The sequence below is a fragment of the Flagellimonas hadalis genome (assembly GCF_007785775.2).
Lineage (GTDB): Bacteria > Bacteroidota > Bacteroidia > Flavobacteriales > Flavobacteriaceae > Flagellimonas > Flagellimonas hadalis.
In genome coordinates this window covers 187,877-206,079 of sequence record NZ_VNIK02000006.1, presented here as the reverse complement: position 1 = coordinate 206,079, position 18,203 = coordinate 187,877, and the positions used below count along the sequence as shown (strand labels likewise).

Below are 18,203 nucleotides of genomic sequence, written 5' to 3'. Positions count from 1 at the left end.
TGATAACCTTTTCAATCAAACTCACAATTTAACAACTAACTGTCCTCTACTAATAAGGACAACTAAAACGATTATGATATGAAAACGATTATAAATACAAATTTCGGAAAAATTTTCATTCTTGCCCTATTGACCGTGACCGTGACCACTGCTGTGGCGCAGGAAGAGGAGGAAACCAAGCCCAAGTTCAGTTTCAGTGGAACTGTAGATGCTTATTATAGGAGCAATCTTACCGCCCCCAACGGTGAAGAGGCCATAGCACCTGGATCTTCATTCGCCAATCTAGATGGTTTTGCCTTGGGCATGGCCAATGTCATTGCCGCTTATGAAGGGGAAAAAGTGGGTTTTGTGGCCGATTTGGTGTTCGGTCCCAGGGGTTCTGATGCAACATTCAATTCCCCACAGTACCTTAACTCAGCGGGAGGTGGTACAGGAGAAATTCTTAATCAGTTATATGTGTACTGGAATGTGAGCGATGCTGTTACCCTTACCTTTGGTAATTTCAATACCTTTTTGGGATATGAGGTTATTTCACCAGCTGCAAACTTCAACTACAGTACTTCCTACCTGTTTTCCTATGGCCCGTTTAGCCATACTGGTCTGAAGGCTGATTTTGATTTGGGCAGCGATTGGTCCGCCATGGTTGCCGTAATGAACCCTACAGATTTGACTGAATTGAATGGCACCGGGGATTATGCTGTGGGTGCCCAATTGGGCTATTCCGGTCAGTTCTTGAACTTTTTGTACAGCCAGGGTGGATTCGAGGTTGACTATACCGGTGGTTTTGATCTGTCCGAAGAATTTTATTTGGGTATCAATGCAGCCCACTTTAGCATGGAAGATGATGGAGGTTCGTTTACAGGTGTGGCCCTTTATCCCCAGTATGCCTTTTCTGAAACTTTTAGCTTAGGCCTGCGTGGTGAGTATTTTATGGAGGGTGATCAATTTGGTGCCATTGGAGATGTATTTGATGCTGATGGGGATTCAAATGTTCTTGCTATTACCCTTACAGGAAGTGCCACTATTGGTGACTTGACCCTAAAGCCAGAAATTAGGTTGGATAGTGCTTCCGAGGATGTCTTTATTGACAATGACAGAGCAGCTACGGGAAGCTTGGCTTCAGTGCTCTTTGCGGCCATCTATTCATTCTAAAAAGCAACAACCCAACCAAATACCAATAGAAAGAAAAGCCTTTTTCCTCTTGGATGAAGGCTTTTTTAGTCCTTTTTAAAATTTTTCACTCCTGCTCTCACTTTAGTTCTCAAATAATTTTGCCTTGGCACTAGAGGGCAGGAGTACTTTTTATTGTAAGCGCAATAGGGATTATAAGCCTTGTTGAAATCAATGACCAACGTATCCCCTTCAGGAATGGAAAGGTCGATGTAACGGCCACCGCCATAGGTCTCCTCACCGTTGGTTACATCCATAAAGGGCAAAAAGAGATAATCTTCGTACTCTTCCTGGTCCAGCAGTTCCAAACTTTGATAGACCTCCAATCGGTGCTCGGCCCCGTTCAAGGTAAATCGGGCAATACCATACAGCACTTCCTCGGTTTTCCTATCGGTAGTGGTCGGCATAAAAAAAGGCACGGCGTCAGGGGTGCGTTCAAATAGGGCCTTTACAATATAGGATGTATCGGGTTCAAAAAAATCGAGACCCTCAAAATCCTTTCGATGTTTATCTGCCAAAGGAGAGGTTTCCGGATCTTTGAAACTTTCATCCAACTCTTCCTGGAATTCCAAAATCTCCGCCACCAAAGGTGACTCGGATATTTCTTTCTTTCCATCGTGGTATTTTTTTTTCTGACCACAAGCCGTTATCAATACAAAAAGAAAAAAAAGAGTCAAATACCTCATGAACAATATTTTATGTGAATTAAAATCAGTTTTCATCCATCTCGTACCGGGCATCTTTCAAGTACTTGGCCACCATCTCATTAAACTCCGGTGTGATTCGGAACAAAGCGGTATTTTCTATGCTGTAGAGTTTTTCCCTGTCCTTGAAGCCCTTTTTCAATGCCTCTTCCAAATAGAACAATGCCGTACCAAAATCCTCATTCTTTGCACTGAGGGATATGGTTTTCAAGTAATAGTCAAAGTTATCGGGGTCCAAAATGGTTTTCAACATATAGAGAAATGCCAAAGCATCTTCATCCACCACACTATCCGATTGGATAACCCCAATATTGTCCAAAGCCAGTGCGTTCACAAATCCCAATAACCGATGGCCCATCTGCTTTTCATAGGGATTGGATCCCGAAATAAACTTTTTTATCTCGCCCATTTGATGGTTCCACCAGCCCAAATTGTTGAAATTGTGGGTATATACGTCCTCCTCCATATAATAAACGTAGTCTTCCTTTAACAGGGATTCCTTTAGGAATGCCGAATTTTCGTTACGCTTCATGGCCTTGAACTGTTTGTCGCGGCGAAGGTCCCTTTGCACCGTTCGTAGGGAATCCAGATTTTTGTGCGCTCCGTAAATGGACATCATCTCGGTCAAATGGTGCTCTGCCCAAATCAGGTCCCCGGTTCTTTTTAACTGATTGACCTTATCAAGATCTTCTTGGTAAGCCTTTTCCACATACAGGGAATCCTTGGGAATAAGTCTTCGTCCCATGGCCGCCAATGTAAAGAGTTGCATCCCTTTTTCAAGGTCGCCTATGCTCGGCCAATCACTGTTTCCCTCATATAGCAACACTTGATTGGGAAATTTGAGCCTGTCCAACAACTCAGTGTCGTTCAACATGGGAGTATAGTTGTAATTTTCCCTGCTCACGATTCCCACAAAATGAAATGGTTGCTTCAGGTTCAACAGTTCACTATTGGCAACTGAGGCACCCACAGAGAGCACGCCTTTTATACCATTGAGCAAAATGGGCGTCAAACTGGCAAATCGCCCTCCTGATGCCGCCCCCCCGGCATAGATCCGGTCCAGGTCTATCGGCAACATGCCCATGATCCTTTCCAATGACTTGCTCACGGCGATCATGCTATTGGTCAAGCTAACGGTGTCCCTCATTTTGGGGGCTGCCAGCACATAGCCCTGTTTTTCTGCCGCCTGCACGAACATTGACATGGCCTGTCGTTCCTTGCCCTCCATTTCAAAAATCATCAGCAACGGCCATTTTTTATCCGTGTTGAAGCCAGTGGGCAAATAGAGTGAAAATGTGTTCTGGACGGAATCCTGGACGGGGATGGCCTCAATGATCTCTCCTTTTCTCAGCACCATCTGTTCCTGTGAGAGGACGGATGAGGCAGCAAACGTGGAAAGAAAGGCCAGAAGCAGTGCTTTTTTCATATTCATGTATTAACAAAAACCTAGCCAAATGAATGGGAGGGCACCTTAAAATTAATGGATTTTATTTGATGCTTTTCGCATTTTTTATCGGAGCGTCCGAAACCACATTGGAGAGCACAATATGCGTCCTGCACTCCCCATAGACAATGAGCTCGTCTATGAACTTTTCCAAATGGGACTGATCGCGCAGTACCACTTCCATAATGATGTTCTCATTTCCAGTGATCCGATAGCAGTTGATCACCTCCTGAAAGGATTTCACCTTTTCCAAAAAAGGTTTTAGCTTTCCCATAAAGGCCCGGAGCATGATGATGGCCGTCAACTGATGACCCGCCAAGACATAGGAGATATTGGTCTTGTATCCTTCTATGATTCCCAAGTCCTCCATCTTTTTCACCCGCTCGGCCACTGCAGGAGGTGTGAGGCCCACCTTGCGCCCAATATTGGCGAAGGATTCCCTCGCGTTACGCTGCAAATGGCCCAAGATTTGCCAATTAAGATCATCCATCTTCATACGAAAGAAATTTACCAAATAAATTTTACAATCAAAAGCAAAATCACATTTGTACTTTACTAACAAAAGTAAGAATATTTATTCCGTATGTAATTTTATAGGTGAAAATTGCTTTTGAAAAATGGAGAGAAACTCCCTTGATTCTTTGTCCGTATATCGCCGATCTTTGGCCCTCCGTGATATGAGCGAGGCCGTAGCGTCCTATTTTTCCTATAACCGGGAAATCCTGTCGTTGCGAAAAATAGACTGCTTCCGCGATGACATCACCCAATCCTTGATGACGGATGCCCTCCTGATCACCAAGGAAGTGGAGCAGGCTGCCCTGAGCAATTCCCACTCAGTCCGAATGAAGAGCCTCACCTTTGTCAACATCATGACCCGAAACATTCTGGCCTATTGCAATGGTCTTGAAAGGGACGGTGTGAAGGAAAAAGAATACCTCAACTTGCTCCGAAGGGAAATCAAGACGTTTCGGATTTCCTTCAAAAAATGGAGAAAGTCGTTGATCAATAGGAACGACTGACCCCTTTCTACATATTTCTTCTATACTGCCCTCCCACTTGGAACAATGCTTTTGTGATTTGCCCCAACGAGCAATGCTTGGTCACTTCCATCAGTTTTTCAAAAATGTTCCCATTGCTGATGGCCACCTGTTGAAGTTCTTTTAATTGCCTCTGCGCCTCCTCTTTCTTATGTTGATGCAGATTTTTCAACGTCATGATTTGATTTTCCTTCTCGATCTCAGTGGCACGGATTACCTCTGCGGGCAATATTGTGGGTGAGCCCTTGGAACTCAAAAAAGTATTGACACCGATGATGGGATACTCACCCGAATGCTTCAAGGTTTCGTAATGGAGACTTTCTTCTTGGATCTTGGAACGTTGGTACATCGTTTCCATGGCGCCCAACACACCACCTCGTTCCGTAATTCGGTCAAACTCCATCAGAACGGCCTCTTCCACCAAATCCGTCAACTCTTCGATAATGAACGATCCTTGGATCGGGTTTTCGTTTTTGGCCAGCCCCAATTCTTTGTTGATAATCAACTGGATGGCCATGGCCCTCCGGACGGATTCCTCGGTCGGCGTGGTGATAGCCTCGTCATAGGCATTGGTATGCAGTGAGTTACAATTGTCATAAATGGCGTACAACGCCTGAAGCGTGGTGCGAATGTCATTAAAATCGATTTCCTGTGCGTGCAGGCTTCTTCCCGAGGTCTGGATGTGGTATTTGAGCATCTGCGCCCTTGGGTCGGCCCCATATTTCTCCCTCAACGCCTTTGACCAGATTCTTCTAGCCACCCTCCCGATCACAGCATATTCGGGATCCACCCCATTGGAAAAGAAGAACGAAAGATTGGGCCCAAATTTATTGATGTCCATCCCCCTACTCAAATAATACTCCACGTAGGTAAACCCGTTGGACAAGGTAAACGCCAATTGGGAAATCGGGTTGGCCCCTGCCTCGGCTATGTGGTAACCCGAAATGGAAACCGAATAAAAATTACGGACTTGTTGCTCAATAAAATACTGCTGCACATCGCCCATCAACCGGAGAGCGAACTCCGTGGAAAAAATACAGGTGTTCTGCGCTTGGTCCTCTTTCAAAATATCGGCCTGCACCGTCCCCCGGACTTGGTTCAAGGTCTTTGCCTTGATTTTCTGGTAAGTTTCTTTTGGAAGCACTTGGTCGCCCGTCACCCCTAAGAGTAGGAGCCCCAAACCATCGTTCCCTTTGGGAAGTTCCCCGTAATACTCGGGCTGCTGCGTGCCCTTTTCCTTGAAAATGGTCTTGATCTTGTCCCGGACCTCCTTCTCCAAGCCATTTTCGTTGATGTATTTCTCGCAATTTTGGTCGATGGCCGCATTCATGAAAAAGGCCAAGAGCATGGGTGCTGGACCGTTGATGGTCATGCTCACCGAGGTCATGGGGCTGCTCAGGTCAAATCCGGAGTATAATTTCTTGGCATCGTCCAAACAGCAGATGGATACGCCCGCATTTCCTATTTTCCCATAAATATCAGGACGGTGGTCGGGGTCATTTCCGTACAACGTGACCGAATCAAAGGCTGTGGACAACCGCTTGGCGGGCATGTCCATGCTCACATAATGGAAGCGACGGTTGGTGCGCTCCGGCCCGCCCTCCCCGGCGAACATTCGGGTGGGGTCCTCCCCTTCCCTCTTGAACGGGTACAGGCCTGCCGTATATGGAAATTCCCCAGGCACGTTTTCTTGTAGGAGCCATTGCAATATGTCCCCCCATGCTTTGTACTTGGGCAGGGCCACTTTGGGAATCTGACTATGGGAAAGGGATTCCGTATGGGTCTTTATCTTGATTTCTTTGTCCCTAACCTTGAAGGAATAGAATTCAGATCGGTATCGTTCCACCTTTTCCCTCCATTTTAGAATGGCTTCCCAATGATGGGGGTTCAAGTGCATTTTCACCCGATCAAACTCCTTCACCAATAGGTCCACCAAAGCCTTGGACACCTCATTGTTGATATGGGACTTGATCTTTTCTTCGTTCAAGCCCGATTTGTCCAAAAACAGTTCCTCCGCTTTCTCCTCCTCCATTTCCAACGTAGCCGCCAACGTCAGGAAAATACCATAGAGCTTCTGGGCCACCTTGGCCTCTTCTTTGGCCTTGGCATCGTAGTTTCTATTGTTTTCGGCAATTTCTGACAGATATCGGGTTCGCGATGGTGGGATCACATAGATCTTCTCTGCCATCTCTTGGGTAACTTCCAAGCTTGAAACAAGTGTGGAACCTGCCTTTTCCACCAAAGTGTCCATCACCTTTTTGTAGAGGTTGTTCATCCCAGGGTCATTGAACTGCGAAGCAATCGTCCCAAAAACAGGCAATTCGTCCTCTTTGGCATGCCACAATCCATGGTTGCGTGCATATTGCTTCTTCACATCCCGAAGGGCATCGAGTGCCCCTCTTTTATCGAACTTGTTGATGGCCACCATATCTGCAAAGTCCAACATGTCTATCTTCTCCAATTGCGTGGCCGCCCCAAATTCAGGCGTCATCACATAGAGCGATACATCACTGTGTTCCAAAATTTCGGTGTCGGATTGGCCTATCCCCGATGTTTCCAAAATAATCAGATCATATTTGGCCGCCTTCAACACCTGTATCGCCTCCGAAACGTGTTTGGATAGGGCCAGATTGGATTGGCGAGTGGCCAGGGAACGCATATAGACCCTATCGTTATTGATCGCGTTCATACGAATCCGATCCCCCAAAAGGGCGCCTCCGGTTTTTCGTTTGGATGGGTCTACGGAAATGATCCCAATATGCTTTTCGGGAAAATCCATCAAAAATCGGCGGACCAATTCATCCACCAAACTGGATTTCCCGGCCCCTCCTGTCCCCGTGATTCCCAAAACGGGCACATTGCCTTGTTGCTTTTCCACAATGGGCTGGAACTTTTCGAATTCCTCATGCCGATTTTCGGCCAAGGAAATCAGCCTTGCAATAGTATTGACATTTCTTTTCTTGAGGCGTTCCGAAACATCCTCCCCTTTGGGGAGGGCTGGGGTGGGACCATCACAACGTTCCACCAAATCGTTGATCATGCCTTGGAGCCCCATTTCACGACCATCATCGGGGGAATAGATGCGCTCAATGCCGTAATCCATCAGCTCTTTGATCTCCTCTGGAAGAATCACTCCACCGCCACCTCCAAAAATCTTGATATGGCCCGCACCTCTTTCCTGCAATAGGTCGAACATATACCTGAAATATTCGTTGTGTCCCCCTTGGTATGAGGTCATGGCAATGGCATTGGCATCTTCTTGGATAGCACAGTCAACCACTTCGGCCACACTTCTGTCGTGCCCCAAATGAATCACCTCAACCCCAGTGGCTTGGATAATACGCCTCATGATATTGATGGCCGCATCGTGTCCATCAAAAAGGGAAGCTGCGGTCACGATCCTGATTTTGTTCTTGGGGTTATAAGGCTTCTTTTGTTCCATCTGCAATAACAGGTCTGAATTTGCCATGCAATTTACAGAAAATGCAAGTAATAATTGATTTCGATTGGAATTTTACAAAAAAGACAAAGGGTTTGGGCATCCTTTTTTGAATGCCATAATTTTGAGCCTTCAAAAGCAATCCATGAAGCTCACCATATTGATACACTGTCCCGATCAATCGGGAATCATTCGTTCCGTTACCACCTTCGTCCATCAACAAGAGGGAAATGTCATTTATTTGGACCAACATGTGGACAAACAGGCCGGTGTATTTTTTATGCGCTTGCAGAGCGAGTTTGACCGAGAAATATCCCTGGAAAGTTTCAAGGCAACGTTTGAGACCGAACTGGCCGATGCCTTTCAGATGGAGTGGGACATCTATACAGACGACTACCAGCCCAAGATGGCCATTTTTGTTTCCAAATACAACCACTGCCTCTATGATCTGTTGAGCCGGTACAATTCTGGTGAACTCAAGGTGGACATTCCTTTCATCCTGAGCAACCACAAAGATCTGGAATATGTGGCCGGGCAGTTCCAGATTCCATTTTTCCATGTCCCCGTGGGCAAGGATAATAAGGCTGAGGCAGAAGACAGGCAATTGGCCCTGTTGCGGGAGCATGGGGTGGATTTTATCGTCCTGGCGCGTTACATGCAGATCGTATCACCAAAGGTGATCGATGTTTACCCCCAAAAGATCATCAACATCCACCACTCTTTCCTACCCGCTTTTGTGGGGGCCAAACCTTATCATGCCGCTTTTGAGCGTGGGGTCAAGATCATTGGTGCCACAAGCCATTATGTGACGGCCGATCTGGATGCCGGACCCATCATCGAACAGGATGTCACCACGGTCTCCCACTCACATTCCATACAGGATTTCATTGCCAAGGGAAGGGATTTGGAACGCATCGTGCTTTCCCGTGCCGTGCAGCTCCATGTGGCCAGAAAGACCATGGTCTATAACAACAAGACCGTGATTTTTTCCTAAAAGACTTGAGCCTTGACCTATGCTATCCCACCTTCGATTTTAATACGATTTTAACCTCCCCCATTTAGGGACAGCCTATCTTTGTGGGTTTTACAAATTGACCCATGAGCACTATTTTATTGATTGAAGATGAACAAAGTGTAGCCGATATCATCAAGAAAGGCCTAGAAGAGGATGGTTATACATTGGTCCATAAAAAGGACGGCGACAGTGGCATCGAGGTCTTGGAAAAAATGCCCATCAGTCTGGTCATTTTGGATATTCTTTTGCCAGGCATCAACGGATTGGTCGTCTGTAAAAAAATAAGGGACCTGGGGTATGACGAACTTCCCATTTTGATGCTGACCGCACTTGGGAGCGTGGAAAATGTGGTTTTGGGGCTGGACAATGGCGCGGATGATTACCTCACAAAACCGTTCAAGCTCATAGAACTCAAGGCCCGCCTGCGTACCTTGCTCCGCAGGGCCGATGTAATGGACAGTGCCAGGTTCAAGAATGGCAACCACTACTCCTTCGGGAACATCCATTTGGACGATTACACAAAAATGGTCACCCGCAATGGAGAGGTGATCAATTTTACCTCAACCGAATACCGTCTGCTGTTGATGTTCATGAAAAATCCATATAAAGTGCTTTCCCGTACAGATCTGCTGGACGAGGTCTGGGGCATCAATTTTGACATCGGGACCAACGTGGTGGATGTCTACGTCAACTACATCCGGAAGAAACTTGAAAAGAACGGCCAAGAACGTGTTATCCAAACCGTGGTGGGAATGGGATATGCCTTAAAGGAAAACAAATGAAGATACACTACCGCATCATATACCTGCTCATATCGGTATTCTTTCTATATACCCTGCTCTTCTGTGGCTTCATCTACTACTCCATTTCCAATTTTTCCTTTGCAGACTTCTACAAGCGACTGGAAATCAGGGCGGCCACTACGGCCAAAATCCAACTGGACAACCCGAACAGTGCCATGATCATCAAGGAGATGAGGCAGGAATATTTGGAGAAACTTCCCAACCAGACAGAATACATATTCCCGATACAAGGAAAGGAAATTGTGGTGGAAGAGGGCCAAAAAAGATTGCCGGACTCCTTTGTACAAACCCTTTTGACCGAAGGCACCGGAAGTTACAGGGAAAGGAACATTTTTTATTCGGGCATACGCTACATGACCCGAAAAGGCGGGGAATATATTGTCGTGGTCTCTGCGGACAATTATTTTTATTCGCACCATATGGTCTACCTGCGGAATTTATTGGTGACCTCACTGCTCTATGCCCTGTTGCTGATCGTGCTGGTCTCCATGTTGATTACCAGGACCCTGATCCGACCCGTGCAACAGATCATCAAGGAGGTGGACAAGATCAGTTCGGAAAATCTCCACCTACGCTTGGCCATCCCAAGGACGAAGGATTCCATCCGAAAATTGGCCCTGACCTTCAACGATATGCTGAACCGACTGGAAACTACCTTTGAGACCCAGAAAAACTTTGTCAGCAATGCTTCGCACGAACTCAACACCCCTTTGACCAATATAATCGGGGAGGCGGATTATGCCCTTTCCAAGGACAGGGACCATGAACAATATAAAAAATCCCTTGCCGACATCCTTACAGAAGCAGAAAAGCTGGAACTCAAGACCAAGGCGCTCCTGTTGTTGGCACAGACAGGGTTCGATGGCAAATCCCAAAAATTGGTACGGTTACGGACCGACCAATTGATCCTTGATGTCAAGGAAACCGTGCAAAAACTGAACTCCAAGTTTAAAATAAGTCTGGATTTCAGTCTGCTGCCCGAAGACCATGAAAAACTCAAGGTCAAGGGCAATTTTTACCTGCTCCATTTGGCACTGACCAATATTGTGGTGAACGGGTGCAAGTACTCCAATGGGGAAACCGTATTTATTGCCCTTGGGGCATCGGACACCCATGTGGTCATCATCATACGGGATTCCGGCATCGGCATCCCACAAAAGGAAATGCCCTATATCTACGATCCTTATTTCAGGGCGTCCAATACGTCCAACTATGCCGGATATGGCATTGGGCTTCCCCTGAGCAAAAACATCATCAAGATGCACAACGGGGATATCCAAGTCTCTTCCGTGGAGAACAAAGGGACCTCTGTTAAGATCAACATTCCCATTTGGAAGGGCCCGCTCTAATCTCATTTTAATATCTCCCAACAATTCTAAGGTTTTTCTAATCTGGTTCTAAAATGGGTCTAATGGCACTGCCGGTACCTTTGGAAAAACTTTAATCATGGAGACAAAAAAGATTCTCATCCCCACCGATTTTTCGGTAAAATCATTGGAACTGGTCCGAAAGGCCATTGTTGAAACAGGTGACCAACCCTTGGAAGTGGTACTCCTACATGGCACCATACTTTCCAATTCGATTACTGACCTACTGTTCTTTTCCAAAACAAGATTGGTAAGGGAGTTACAATCCAAGGAATTTGTGGAAGCCTGTACCGTTCTGAAGAACAAATACCCGGCAAAAATCCATTCCCTGTACGTGGAGGTCATTACATCCAGCAGTTCTGCCTACTTCAGGAACTTTGTAGATGCCACACAGATTTCCGAAATCTTTGTGCCACCGCATGGACTTCTAAACTTCAAAGGGGCCAAGGGCTTTGACACCCTACCGTTGCTTTCCAAATGTGGCGTGCCCTGTTTCTATCTCGACCAAGAAAAACAGACCGAGGGCGAGACCGTGGGCAAAAAACAATTCGCCAATGTATTTCTTTCTGGATTAAAATAACAACACACATGAGGTTAGGTCCCATATATCTTTTTTTCGCCCTATTGCTCGCTTTGAGCGTCTGGTTCCTTTTGGACCAAGAAAGTCCAGAAACACTCATACTTGGTGATTGGGAGGAAATTGCATGGAAATATGAAAAGCTCGACCATGGTGATGTAATGGATTTTGACATTGATAGGCTCCAGAAGCAGGAAATCATCAAGAACATCATCATCCACGAAGCGGAAACATGGCGGTTCAATCCTGATGGGACCCTCTCTTTTTTGGAAGAGAACGAAATCAAGGAAAACCTGAAATGGAACATCAAGGGGCGGGGCCACATTTTGGAGCTACACCACAAAAACAATATTGTCGAGGACTATCAAGTAGTGCAGGTCACAAAGGATGAGTTGGTGGTCCAGTTCAATTCCGATCTACAGGTCCGGGGCATCGTCAAAATGACCTTCAAAAGAATCCCAAAAAAACAATATGCTCAGAAAATATAGCAATTACAGAAGCTTTTCAGATAACCTAAAACTAGGTACGCTCACCGCTTTTTCGGCCGGTATGGTCAACGTTATCTCGGTGATCGTTTTCTTTGCCTTTACCAGTAATGTAACGGGACACTATGCCATACTGGCCCAAGAAATTGCGAAAGGTAACTGGTACCAAGGGGCGGTCGTACTGGTCTGGATATTCCTGTTCTTTGCGGGCAACTTTACCTCCAACTGCCTCATCATACACAACAATACGCCCACAGGACGGTACATCGCCCATGCCATTCCTGTGTTCCTTGAAATGGCCTGTTTGATGTTCGTTGGGATCTACCTGCAATATTTCTATACCGAGAGTCTCAAGGAAACCGAGTTTTTGGTCGCCGCGATGCTCTTTGCCATGGGTCTTCAAAATGGGCTGACCGCCAGTATATCCAATTCCAAGGTGAAGACCACCCACCTTACCGGGCTGACCACAGACCTTGGGGTGGTGTTCTCCATGTTCACCAAAAAAGAATTCAGGAACGACAAGAAACTGATCCAAAAAGCGCAACTGCTCTTGGGCATCATGTTTTCCTATATGGCCGGTGGGATCATTTCGGGATTGCTTTACTATAAAATCGAAAATGCAACCTTTATCGTCATAGGCATGGTTCTGGGAGCGGTCTTACTGTATGATTATTCCAAATTGCAGGTCACCAGATTTGTGCAAAGGAGAAGGTCTTCTTTCCAACGAAGGTATTCCCTATACGACAAAAAGGCCTAGACAGTCCACAGCATCAGAACATATAGGCAAGTCCAAGCCCTCCATAGTAATTTCTTCCATTGGCCGGATAGAAATAACGGGGCTGGCTTCCCCCAAAGCCCACAGCATTGATCAATACCGATCCCGCATAGTTGGTGTCAAAAACATTATTGACACCAGCATTCAACCTGAGCTTGAAATGGTCGGTCACCTGAACGGTATACTTGGCCGACATATTGATCACCGTGTAGGCATCACTGCTCAGGCTGTTGGCATCCGTCAACGGAATATCATCGACGTATTGATGCGAAAGACTCAACACTGCATCATTTCCGTACGCAAGATCAAAACCTGAACTTATCCGCTGCTTGGGCACACCGGTCAACGGGTTGCCACTGTAATCGTCATCCCCATCCACAAAATCCACAAAACTATGGTCGTTCAAGGTGTAGGCCATAAATGGCGATAGGGTGAACATGGTAGAAATCGGAACGGAGTATTTGGCTTCGAGTTCCAACCCTTGATGTCTTGTTTTTCCAGCATTCCGACCAATATATTGATCCTCTCCCACCCGCTGGGCCACCAATAGGTCCTTGATGCGCATCAGATAAACGGTGGCATTCAGTTGCAAGGACTGGTCCAGTAACCAAAATTCCCCTTCCAGTTCATAGCTTACCCCCTTCTCTTGGGAAATATCGGGATTGACGACACCCTCAGGTGTCAAAGTCTCCTCCAAACCGGGGTTGGAGAACCCACGGGCCACACTGGCAAACAATTGCCCTTCCTGTAATTGGTAGCGAAGCTTCAGGCTCGGGGAAAGTATCGGGCTAAAACTGCGCCTTGCCGACCTGTTCCCTTCCCCTGCATTGAACATGTCCCTAAAATCGTAAGTGGTCTTGTTGAGGTTCATCCCTACTTGGGCCGAAAAGTCCTCGGTCAAACCCAGTTCAAAGGTGCCAAAAAGGTTGACCTGGCTCCTAAACTCCTTGTTATCGCTCAATCTATCGCCTTGAATGCTCCCGTTCCCCTCGTTTTCCTCATACAAATTTTCAAAAGTGCCCCAACTATACTCGTCCTTGTACAGCTCCCCGCCCAAGGTGAAGTTTCCGCCAAGCAGATTTCCCTTGAACACGGAGCGTAGCCCAAACCCGTTCGTGATTTCGTCCAGAATGTTGAAGGGGCGTGGTTCGTAGTGGTCCAGATAGGTATGGAACACACTGGTACTGTTCCGCAATGAGCCTTTGAACCGATACGAATAGGTAATTCCGGCCAATGTGTAAGTGTTTGCCTCATATCCCTTTGCCGCCAACCAATTGGCATCTGCCATGGTGGGGTTTTGCTCAAAATTGGTCTGGTTCAGGGAACTGGGAATCCCTGCCGTATAATAGATCATGTTGAACATCAGGTCCAGTTTGCCCCTACTGCCCATTTTAACGGAAGAAGTGAGCAAGAGACCGTCCCTTTCAAAGGCATTGTTCTGTCGATAGCCTTCGGTCTCGAGATGGTTGTACACCAAACTGATGTTGAAATCGTTTTCCGAATGCCGGAAGGCCAAGTTGTTCTTGAACATTTGGTAGGAACCGATGGAGGTAGAATTCGCCAAAAAGGTACTGCCCGCTTCGGGAGCCTTGGTATTCAAGATGATGGCCCCGCCAAGATTGGTACCCAAAGCGGTTCCCTTCGGGCCCTTGACCACTTCAATGGCTCCCATGTTCTCCAGGTCGTAAGCCTCGATCACCGAAAACCCAGCACCGTTGGTCACGGGAATATTGTTGAAGTACAAGCGTAATTTATCGGTACCATAAAGCGTTCGGGCACCGACCCCGCGAATGGTGATGCGGTTGGTGTTCAATGCGCCGGACAGTAGGTACACCCCCGATATTTGGTTGATGGTGGCCGCAATGTCCAATGGCCCGTTTCGCTCCATCTGTGCCGTTACCAAAGTGCTGGATGGAGTAATGCCCGTGGTTCTCTTCTCGATGCCGTTCTCGATAAGGACTACTTCGGACAGTGGGGTAATGGAGTCCTTTTTTTGGTCCTGGGCGAAAAAAAACCATGGAACCGCAAGAAAAAAGCACAAAAAGGGGGATATTTTCATGGGGTTAATCTATTGTTTTTGGTATGATGGCCTTACTTGGGCAAAGGTACTCGACAATGATCCAACAACCTATCACAATACCTGTTCCATCCATTACAAATGCATTATCCATTATCGCCCTTGCGCAAAACTTCGAGCGGTGTACTACGGATTACCCCAAAACTATTGCTCACGCCCAACACCAATACCAAGAGCACAATACTGGGCATAATAATCAAAAAGGGAACCCAAGAAGGCACAAAAGAGGTGTTGAACAAAAGCCAGGACAGGGCAAGACTGCCCAGCAGGGACAAAAGCACGCCCGAAGCAGCTCCCAAAATCCCCAAAAAGGCATACTCGAAGGCGAACATCCGCAAGATCTGCGCACTTTTTGCGCCCAAGGTCTTCAACAGGGCACTCTGCCTGACCCGCAAGTGCTTGCTGTTATAAATGGCTCCCAAAAGCACGATGATCCCCACAAAAATGCTGAAGAACGACATGAAATTGATGACCCATCCCATTTTGTTCAGGATGTCCTCAATGAGGGTCAGGATACGTTTGAGGTCCAATATGGACACATTCGGAAATTCTTGTACCAATTGCTGTTGAAGGGTGGCCGAGACCATTTCATTGGGCACCCTGGTAGAGATGACGCCAAACTGTGGGGCATTTTCCAATATACCCTTTGGGAAAACGATGGAAAAGTTGGGTTGTAACCGCGTCCAATCCACCTCTCGGATGCTCTTCACCTGGGTGTCCATTATCCGTCCCTGCACGTTGAAGGTGACGCCATCGCCAATGCCAACCCCTGCCATTTCCGAAAAATCGGCGCTTACGGAAATGGGTACGGCCCCGGTTTCGGGAACGGTGGGAAACCATTCGCCTTCCACCACACTTTCAGAACCGATGATGGAATCGCGGTAGGTGACCCTGAACTCATGGCTCAGTATCCACCCGCTCACTTGGGAAGTGGAATCTTTCCTGATCTCGTCCACACTGACCCCTTTTAGGGACTCGACCCGCATGGTGACAATGGGAATCCGGTCGATCACGGGCAATTTTTGTTCCTGAATGGTGCTCGATACGGCATCCATCTGTTCGCGTTGCACATCCATCAAGATCATGTTGGCACTATTGGCGTTGTCCTCAATGGAGGCTTTGGCCAAGAGCATATCTTTCGTAAAATAGAGGGTACTCATCAAAAATGTGCCTATCCCAATGGTCAATACCAAGGTCTGGGTCTGGTTTTGGGGCCCCAACAGATTACGCAGGCTCTGACGGGCCAAGAATCCCCATCCCACCGGAAAAAAGCGTCGGATAAGCTTCATCATCCCATAGGCCATTCCCGTAAGAATCAAAAAAACGAGGGCCAAGCCACCTACAAAGGAAAGGGAATGGAATATATCCCCCAGCAACCACCAAGAGAAACAGAACACAAAAAGAACGATGCCCAAACCAACGCCCCATGAGGCCCTTTTGGACCTTGCCCCGCTTTCATCCACCACACGAAGGGTCTGCAAGGGGGAAACATAGAGTGTGCGCATCAATGGGTAAAGTGCAAAGAGGATGGACATGGTGAGCCCCAAGGAAAGTCCCAAAAGCACACTTTGGGGCGACATGCCCACTTCTATGTCCAAAGGCAACATGCCATCGGCCACGATAGGAAAAAGTTGCTGTATGAAATAGGCCAACACCGTTCCGACGGCCCCTCCGATCAACCCCATGGCCCCTACTTGGATAAAAAAGATGAAAAAAGTCTGCCGTTTGGTGGCCCCAAGGCATTTCAAAATGGCAATGGACTTCAGCTTCTCCTTGATATAGATGTTCATGCCACTGGCAATGCCTACACAGCCCAACAACAGGGCTATGAAGCCGACCAAGTTCAAGAATTTTCCAAAGTTGTCATACCGTCGTCCCATTCGTCGCCCCTCTGAAGCATGGGTATCCAAGTCGGCATCCTCGGCCTCCAAAACGGGTTCGAGGGTCCCTTCGAGCTGGGCCATATCCTGGTCCTGGGCGGCCACGAAGTAGTATTTGTAATCTATCCTGCTCCCTGTCTGGACAAGTCCGGTCGCATCAATGTATTCCAAAGGAATGATCACGGGCGGGGCTATGGCTCCAAAGACGGAGGTGTTCCCGGGAACCGAATTCAAGATCCCACCTATGGGTAAGGTGACCCCTCCCAGTTTTATGCTGTCCCCTTGTTTGAGGTCCAGTTGCAACATGGTGGTGGCATCCACTAGTGCCTGCCCACTCTTGTATTTTTTTGCGGCGGATGTGGGTTCGGTCTCCAATTCGCCATAGAATGGAAAATCGCCCTCGAGTCCCCTGACCTCCACCAATTTTGTCCCGATATTTCCCGGAAAGGCGGCCATGGACAGAAAACTGATTTCCCTGGCCCCGGCTCCACCCAACGAATCGATGATGCCCTGTACCTTTTCATTGGCCGGCTTATCGCTTTCGATGATATAATCTGCCCCGACCAAGGATTTGGATTGCTGTGCGATGCTGTCCCGAAGGGTTTCGCTAAAAGCGTAGATACTCACCACGGCAGTCACCCCCAAAGCGATCGAAAAGATGAAGAGCACCAATTTGCCGTAGCTCGATTTTCCATCGCGCCAAGCCATCGTGACCAACCAAGACAGGCCCGCTTTTTTTAGTTCCCTGCTCATACGGCCATCTGCTCCATGCTGCCCGACCTTAGCCGTAAGCTTCTGTTGGTCTTTTGGGCCAGTTCCAGATCATGGGTCACAATCACCAATGCCGTGCCCAATTCCTTGTTCAGTTCGAACAATAACTGTTCTATTTTGGCACCTGTCTCCCCATCAAGGTTGCCCGTGGGCTCATCGGCAAAAAGGATGGACGGTTTGTTGGAAAAGGCACGGGCCAAGGCCACACGTTGTTGCTCCCCTCCCGATAATTGAGAAGGATAGTGGTGGAACCTGTCCCCCAGCCCCACTTTTTCCAGAAGTTCCTTTCCCCGGTTCATAGCTGCCTTGCCGACCCCTTGCAGTTCCAACGGCACCACCACGTTTTCCAGTGCGGTGAGCGTGGGCAACAATTGAAAATCCTGGAACACAAAACCTACGTGCCTGTTTCGGAGTAGGGCGCGCTCGTCCTCGCTCATGGAGGTGAGGTTCTGGCCACACAGCCAAATGTTCCCTGCCTGCGACACATCCAGACCCGCGCAAAGTCCCAGCAAGGTGGTCTTCCCACTTCCCGATGGGCCCACAATGGCAAAGGTCTCCCCTTCTTCAATTTCAAAGGAGACTTCCTTCAGCACGGTAAGGTCGTGGTTGCCGCTCCGATAGGTCTTATTTAGGTTTTCAACTTTTAATATCTTTGACAT

15 protein-coding genes are annotated in these 18,203 nt (G+C 47.5%); 8 read left to right on the top strand and 7 right to left on the bottom strand.

Annotated elements, in window-relative coordinates:
- Nucleotides 1-78: 78 nt before the first annotated feature.
- Nucleotides 79-1,152 carry an outer membrane beta-barrel protein gene (locus FOT42_RS10890; RefSeq protein WP_151890600.1) on the top strand — a complete coding sequence of 358 codons (1,074 nt, stop codon included), beginning with the start codon at nt 79-81 and terminating at the stop codon, nt 1,150-1,152.
- A 65-nt stretch (nt 1,153-1,217) separates the two neighbouring features.
- Here FOT42_RS10890 and FOT42_RS10885 read toward each other — a convergent pair whose 3' ends face one another.
- The 3 genes from FOT42_RS10885 to FOT42_RS10875 all read right to left on the bottom strand — a co-directional run bounded on the left by FOT42_RS10885 (nt 1,218) and on the right by FOT42_RS10875 (nt 3,814).
- The gene (locus tag FOT42_RS10885; RefSeq protein ID WP_151890599.1) at nt 1,218-1,856 is read right to left on the bottom strand and encodes a DUF1684 domain-containing protein; all 639 of its coding nucleotides are present in this window, start codon (nt 1,854-1,856) and stop codon (nt 1,218-1,220) included.
- Between the two features lie 25 nt (nt 1,857-1,881).
- The gene (locus FOT42_RS10880) at nt 1,882-3,300 is read right to left on the bottom strand and encodes an alpha/beta hydrolase (protein WP_151890598.1); all 1,419 of its coding nucleotides are present in this window, start codon (nt 3,298-3,300) and stop codon (nt 1,882-1,884) included.
- Nucleotides 3,301-3,361: 61 nt separating this feature from the next.
- Nucleotides 3,362-3,814: an Lrp/AsnC family transcriptional regulator gene (locus tag FOT42_RS10875; RefSeq protein WP_151890597.1), complete on the bottom strand. Its 453-nt coding sequence runs from the start codon at nt 3,812-3,814 to the stop codon at nt 3,362-3,364.
- Between the two features lie 121 nt (nt 3,815-3,935).
- Here FOT42_RS10875 and FOT42_RS10870 point away from each other — a divergent pair, with 121 nt between their 5' ends.
- Entirely contained in the window at nt 3,936-4,337 is a 402-nt protein-coding gene (locus FOT42_RS10870; RefSeq protein WP_151890596.1) for a hypothetical protein, read from the top strand.
- 7 nt (nt 4,338-4,344) lie between these two features.
- Here FOT42_RS10870 and FOT42_RS10865 read toward each other — a convergent pair whose 3' ends face one another.
- The gene (locus FOT42_RS10865) at nt 4,345-7,797 is read right to left on the bottom strand and encodes a methylmalonyl-CoA mutase family protein (protein WP_151890595.1); all 3,453 of its coding nucleotides are present in this window, start codon (nt 7,795-7,797) and stop codon (nt 4,345-4,347) included.
- Between the two features lie 142 nt (nt 7,798-7,939).
- Between FOT42_RS10865 and purU the strand changes: the two genes are divergently transcribed.
- From purU to FOT42_RS10835, 6 genes are all read left to right on the top strand, one after another.
- On the top strand, nt 7,940-8,788 hold the full coding sequence (gene purU / locus FOT42_RS10860) for a formyltetrahydrofolate deformylase (protein ID WP_151890594.1): 849 nt from the start codon (nt 7,940-7,942) through the stop codon (nt 8,786-8,788).
- Nucleotides 8,789-8,892: 104 nt separating this feature from the next.
- On the top strand, nt 8,893-9,591 hold the full coding sequence (locus FOT42_RS10855) for a response regulator transcription factor (protein WP_151890593.1): 699 nt from the start codon (nt 8,893-8,895) through the stop codon (nt 9,589-9,591).
- Complete coding sequence (locus FOT42_RS10850; protein WP_151890592.1) at nt 9,588-10,961, top strand: sensor histidine kinase; 1,374 nt, start codon at nt 9,588-9,590, stop codon at nt 10,959-10,961. Before FOT42_RS10855 ends, FOT42_RS10850 begins: the two co-directional genes overlap by 4 nt.
- A gap of 97 nt (nt 10,962-11,058) precedes the next feature.
- On the top strand, nt 11,059-11,559 hold the full coding sequence (locus FOT42_RS10845) for a hypothetical protein (RefSeq protein WP_151890591.1): 501 nt from the start codon (nt 11,059-11,061) through the stop codon (nt 11,557-11,559).
- 8 nt (nt 11,560-11,567) lie between these two features.
- Complete coding sequence (locus FOT42_RS10840) at nt 11,568-12,044, top strand: hypothetical protein (protein ID WP_151890590.1); 477 nt, start codon at nt 11,568-11,570, stop codon at nt 12,042-12,044.
- The gene (locus FOT42_RS10835) at nt 12,028-12,798 is read left to right on the top strand and encodes a YoaK family protein (RefSeq protein WP_151890589.1); all 771 of its coding nucleotides are present in this window, start codon (nt 12,028-12,030) and stop codon (nt 12,796-12,798) included. The genes FOT42_RS10840 and FOT42_RS10835 overlap by 17 nt, the downstream gene beginning before the upstream one ends.
- 13 nt (nt 12,799-12,811) lie before the next feature.
- Here FOT42_RS10835 and FOT42_RS10830 read toward each other — a convergent pair whose 3' ends face one another.
- The 3 genes from FOT42_RS10830 to FOT42_RS10820 form a co-directional block, all read right to left on the bottom strand.
- A complete protein-coding gene (locus tag FOT42_RS10830) occupies nt 12,812-14,875 on the bottom strand; it encodes a TonB-dependent receptor family protein (RefSeq protein ID WP_151890588.1) in 2,064 nt (687 codons plus the stop codon).
- A 104-nt stretch (nt 14,876-14,979) separates the two neighbouring features.
- A complete protein-coding gene (locus tag FOT42_RS10825; RefSeq protein WP_226789864.1) occupies nt 14,980-17,526 on the bottom strand; it encodes an ABC transporter permease in 2,547 nt (848 codons plus the stop codon).
- Nucleotides 17,523-18,203: an ABC transporter ATP-binding protein gene (locus FOT42_RS10820; RefSeq protein WP_151890587.1), complete on the bottom strand. Its 681-nt coding sequence runs from the start codon at nt 18,201-18,203 to the stop codon at nt 17,523-17,525. Before FOT42_RS10820 ends, FOT42_RS10825 begins: the two co-directional genes overlap by 4 nt.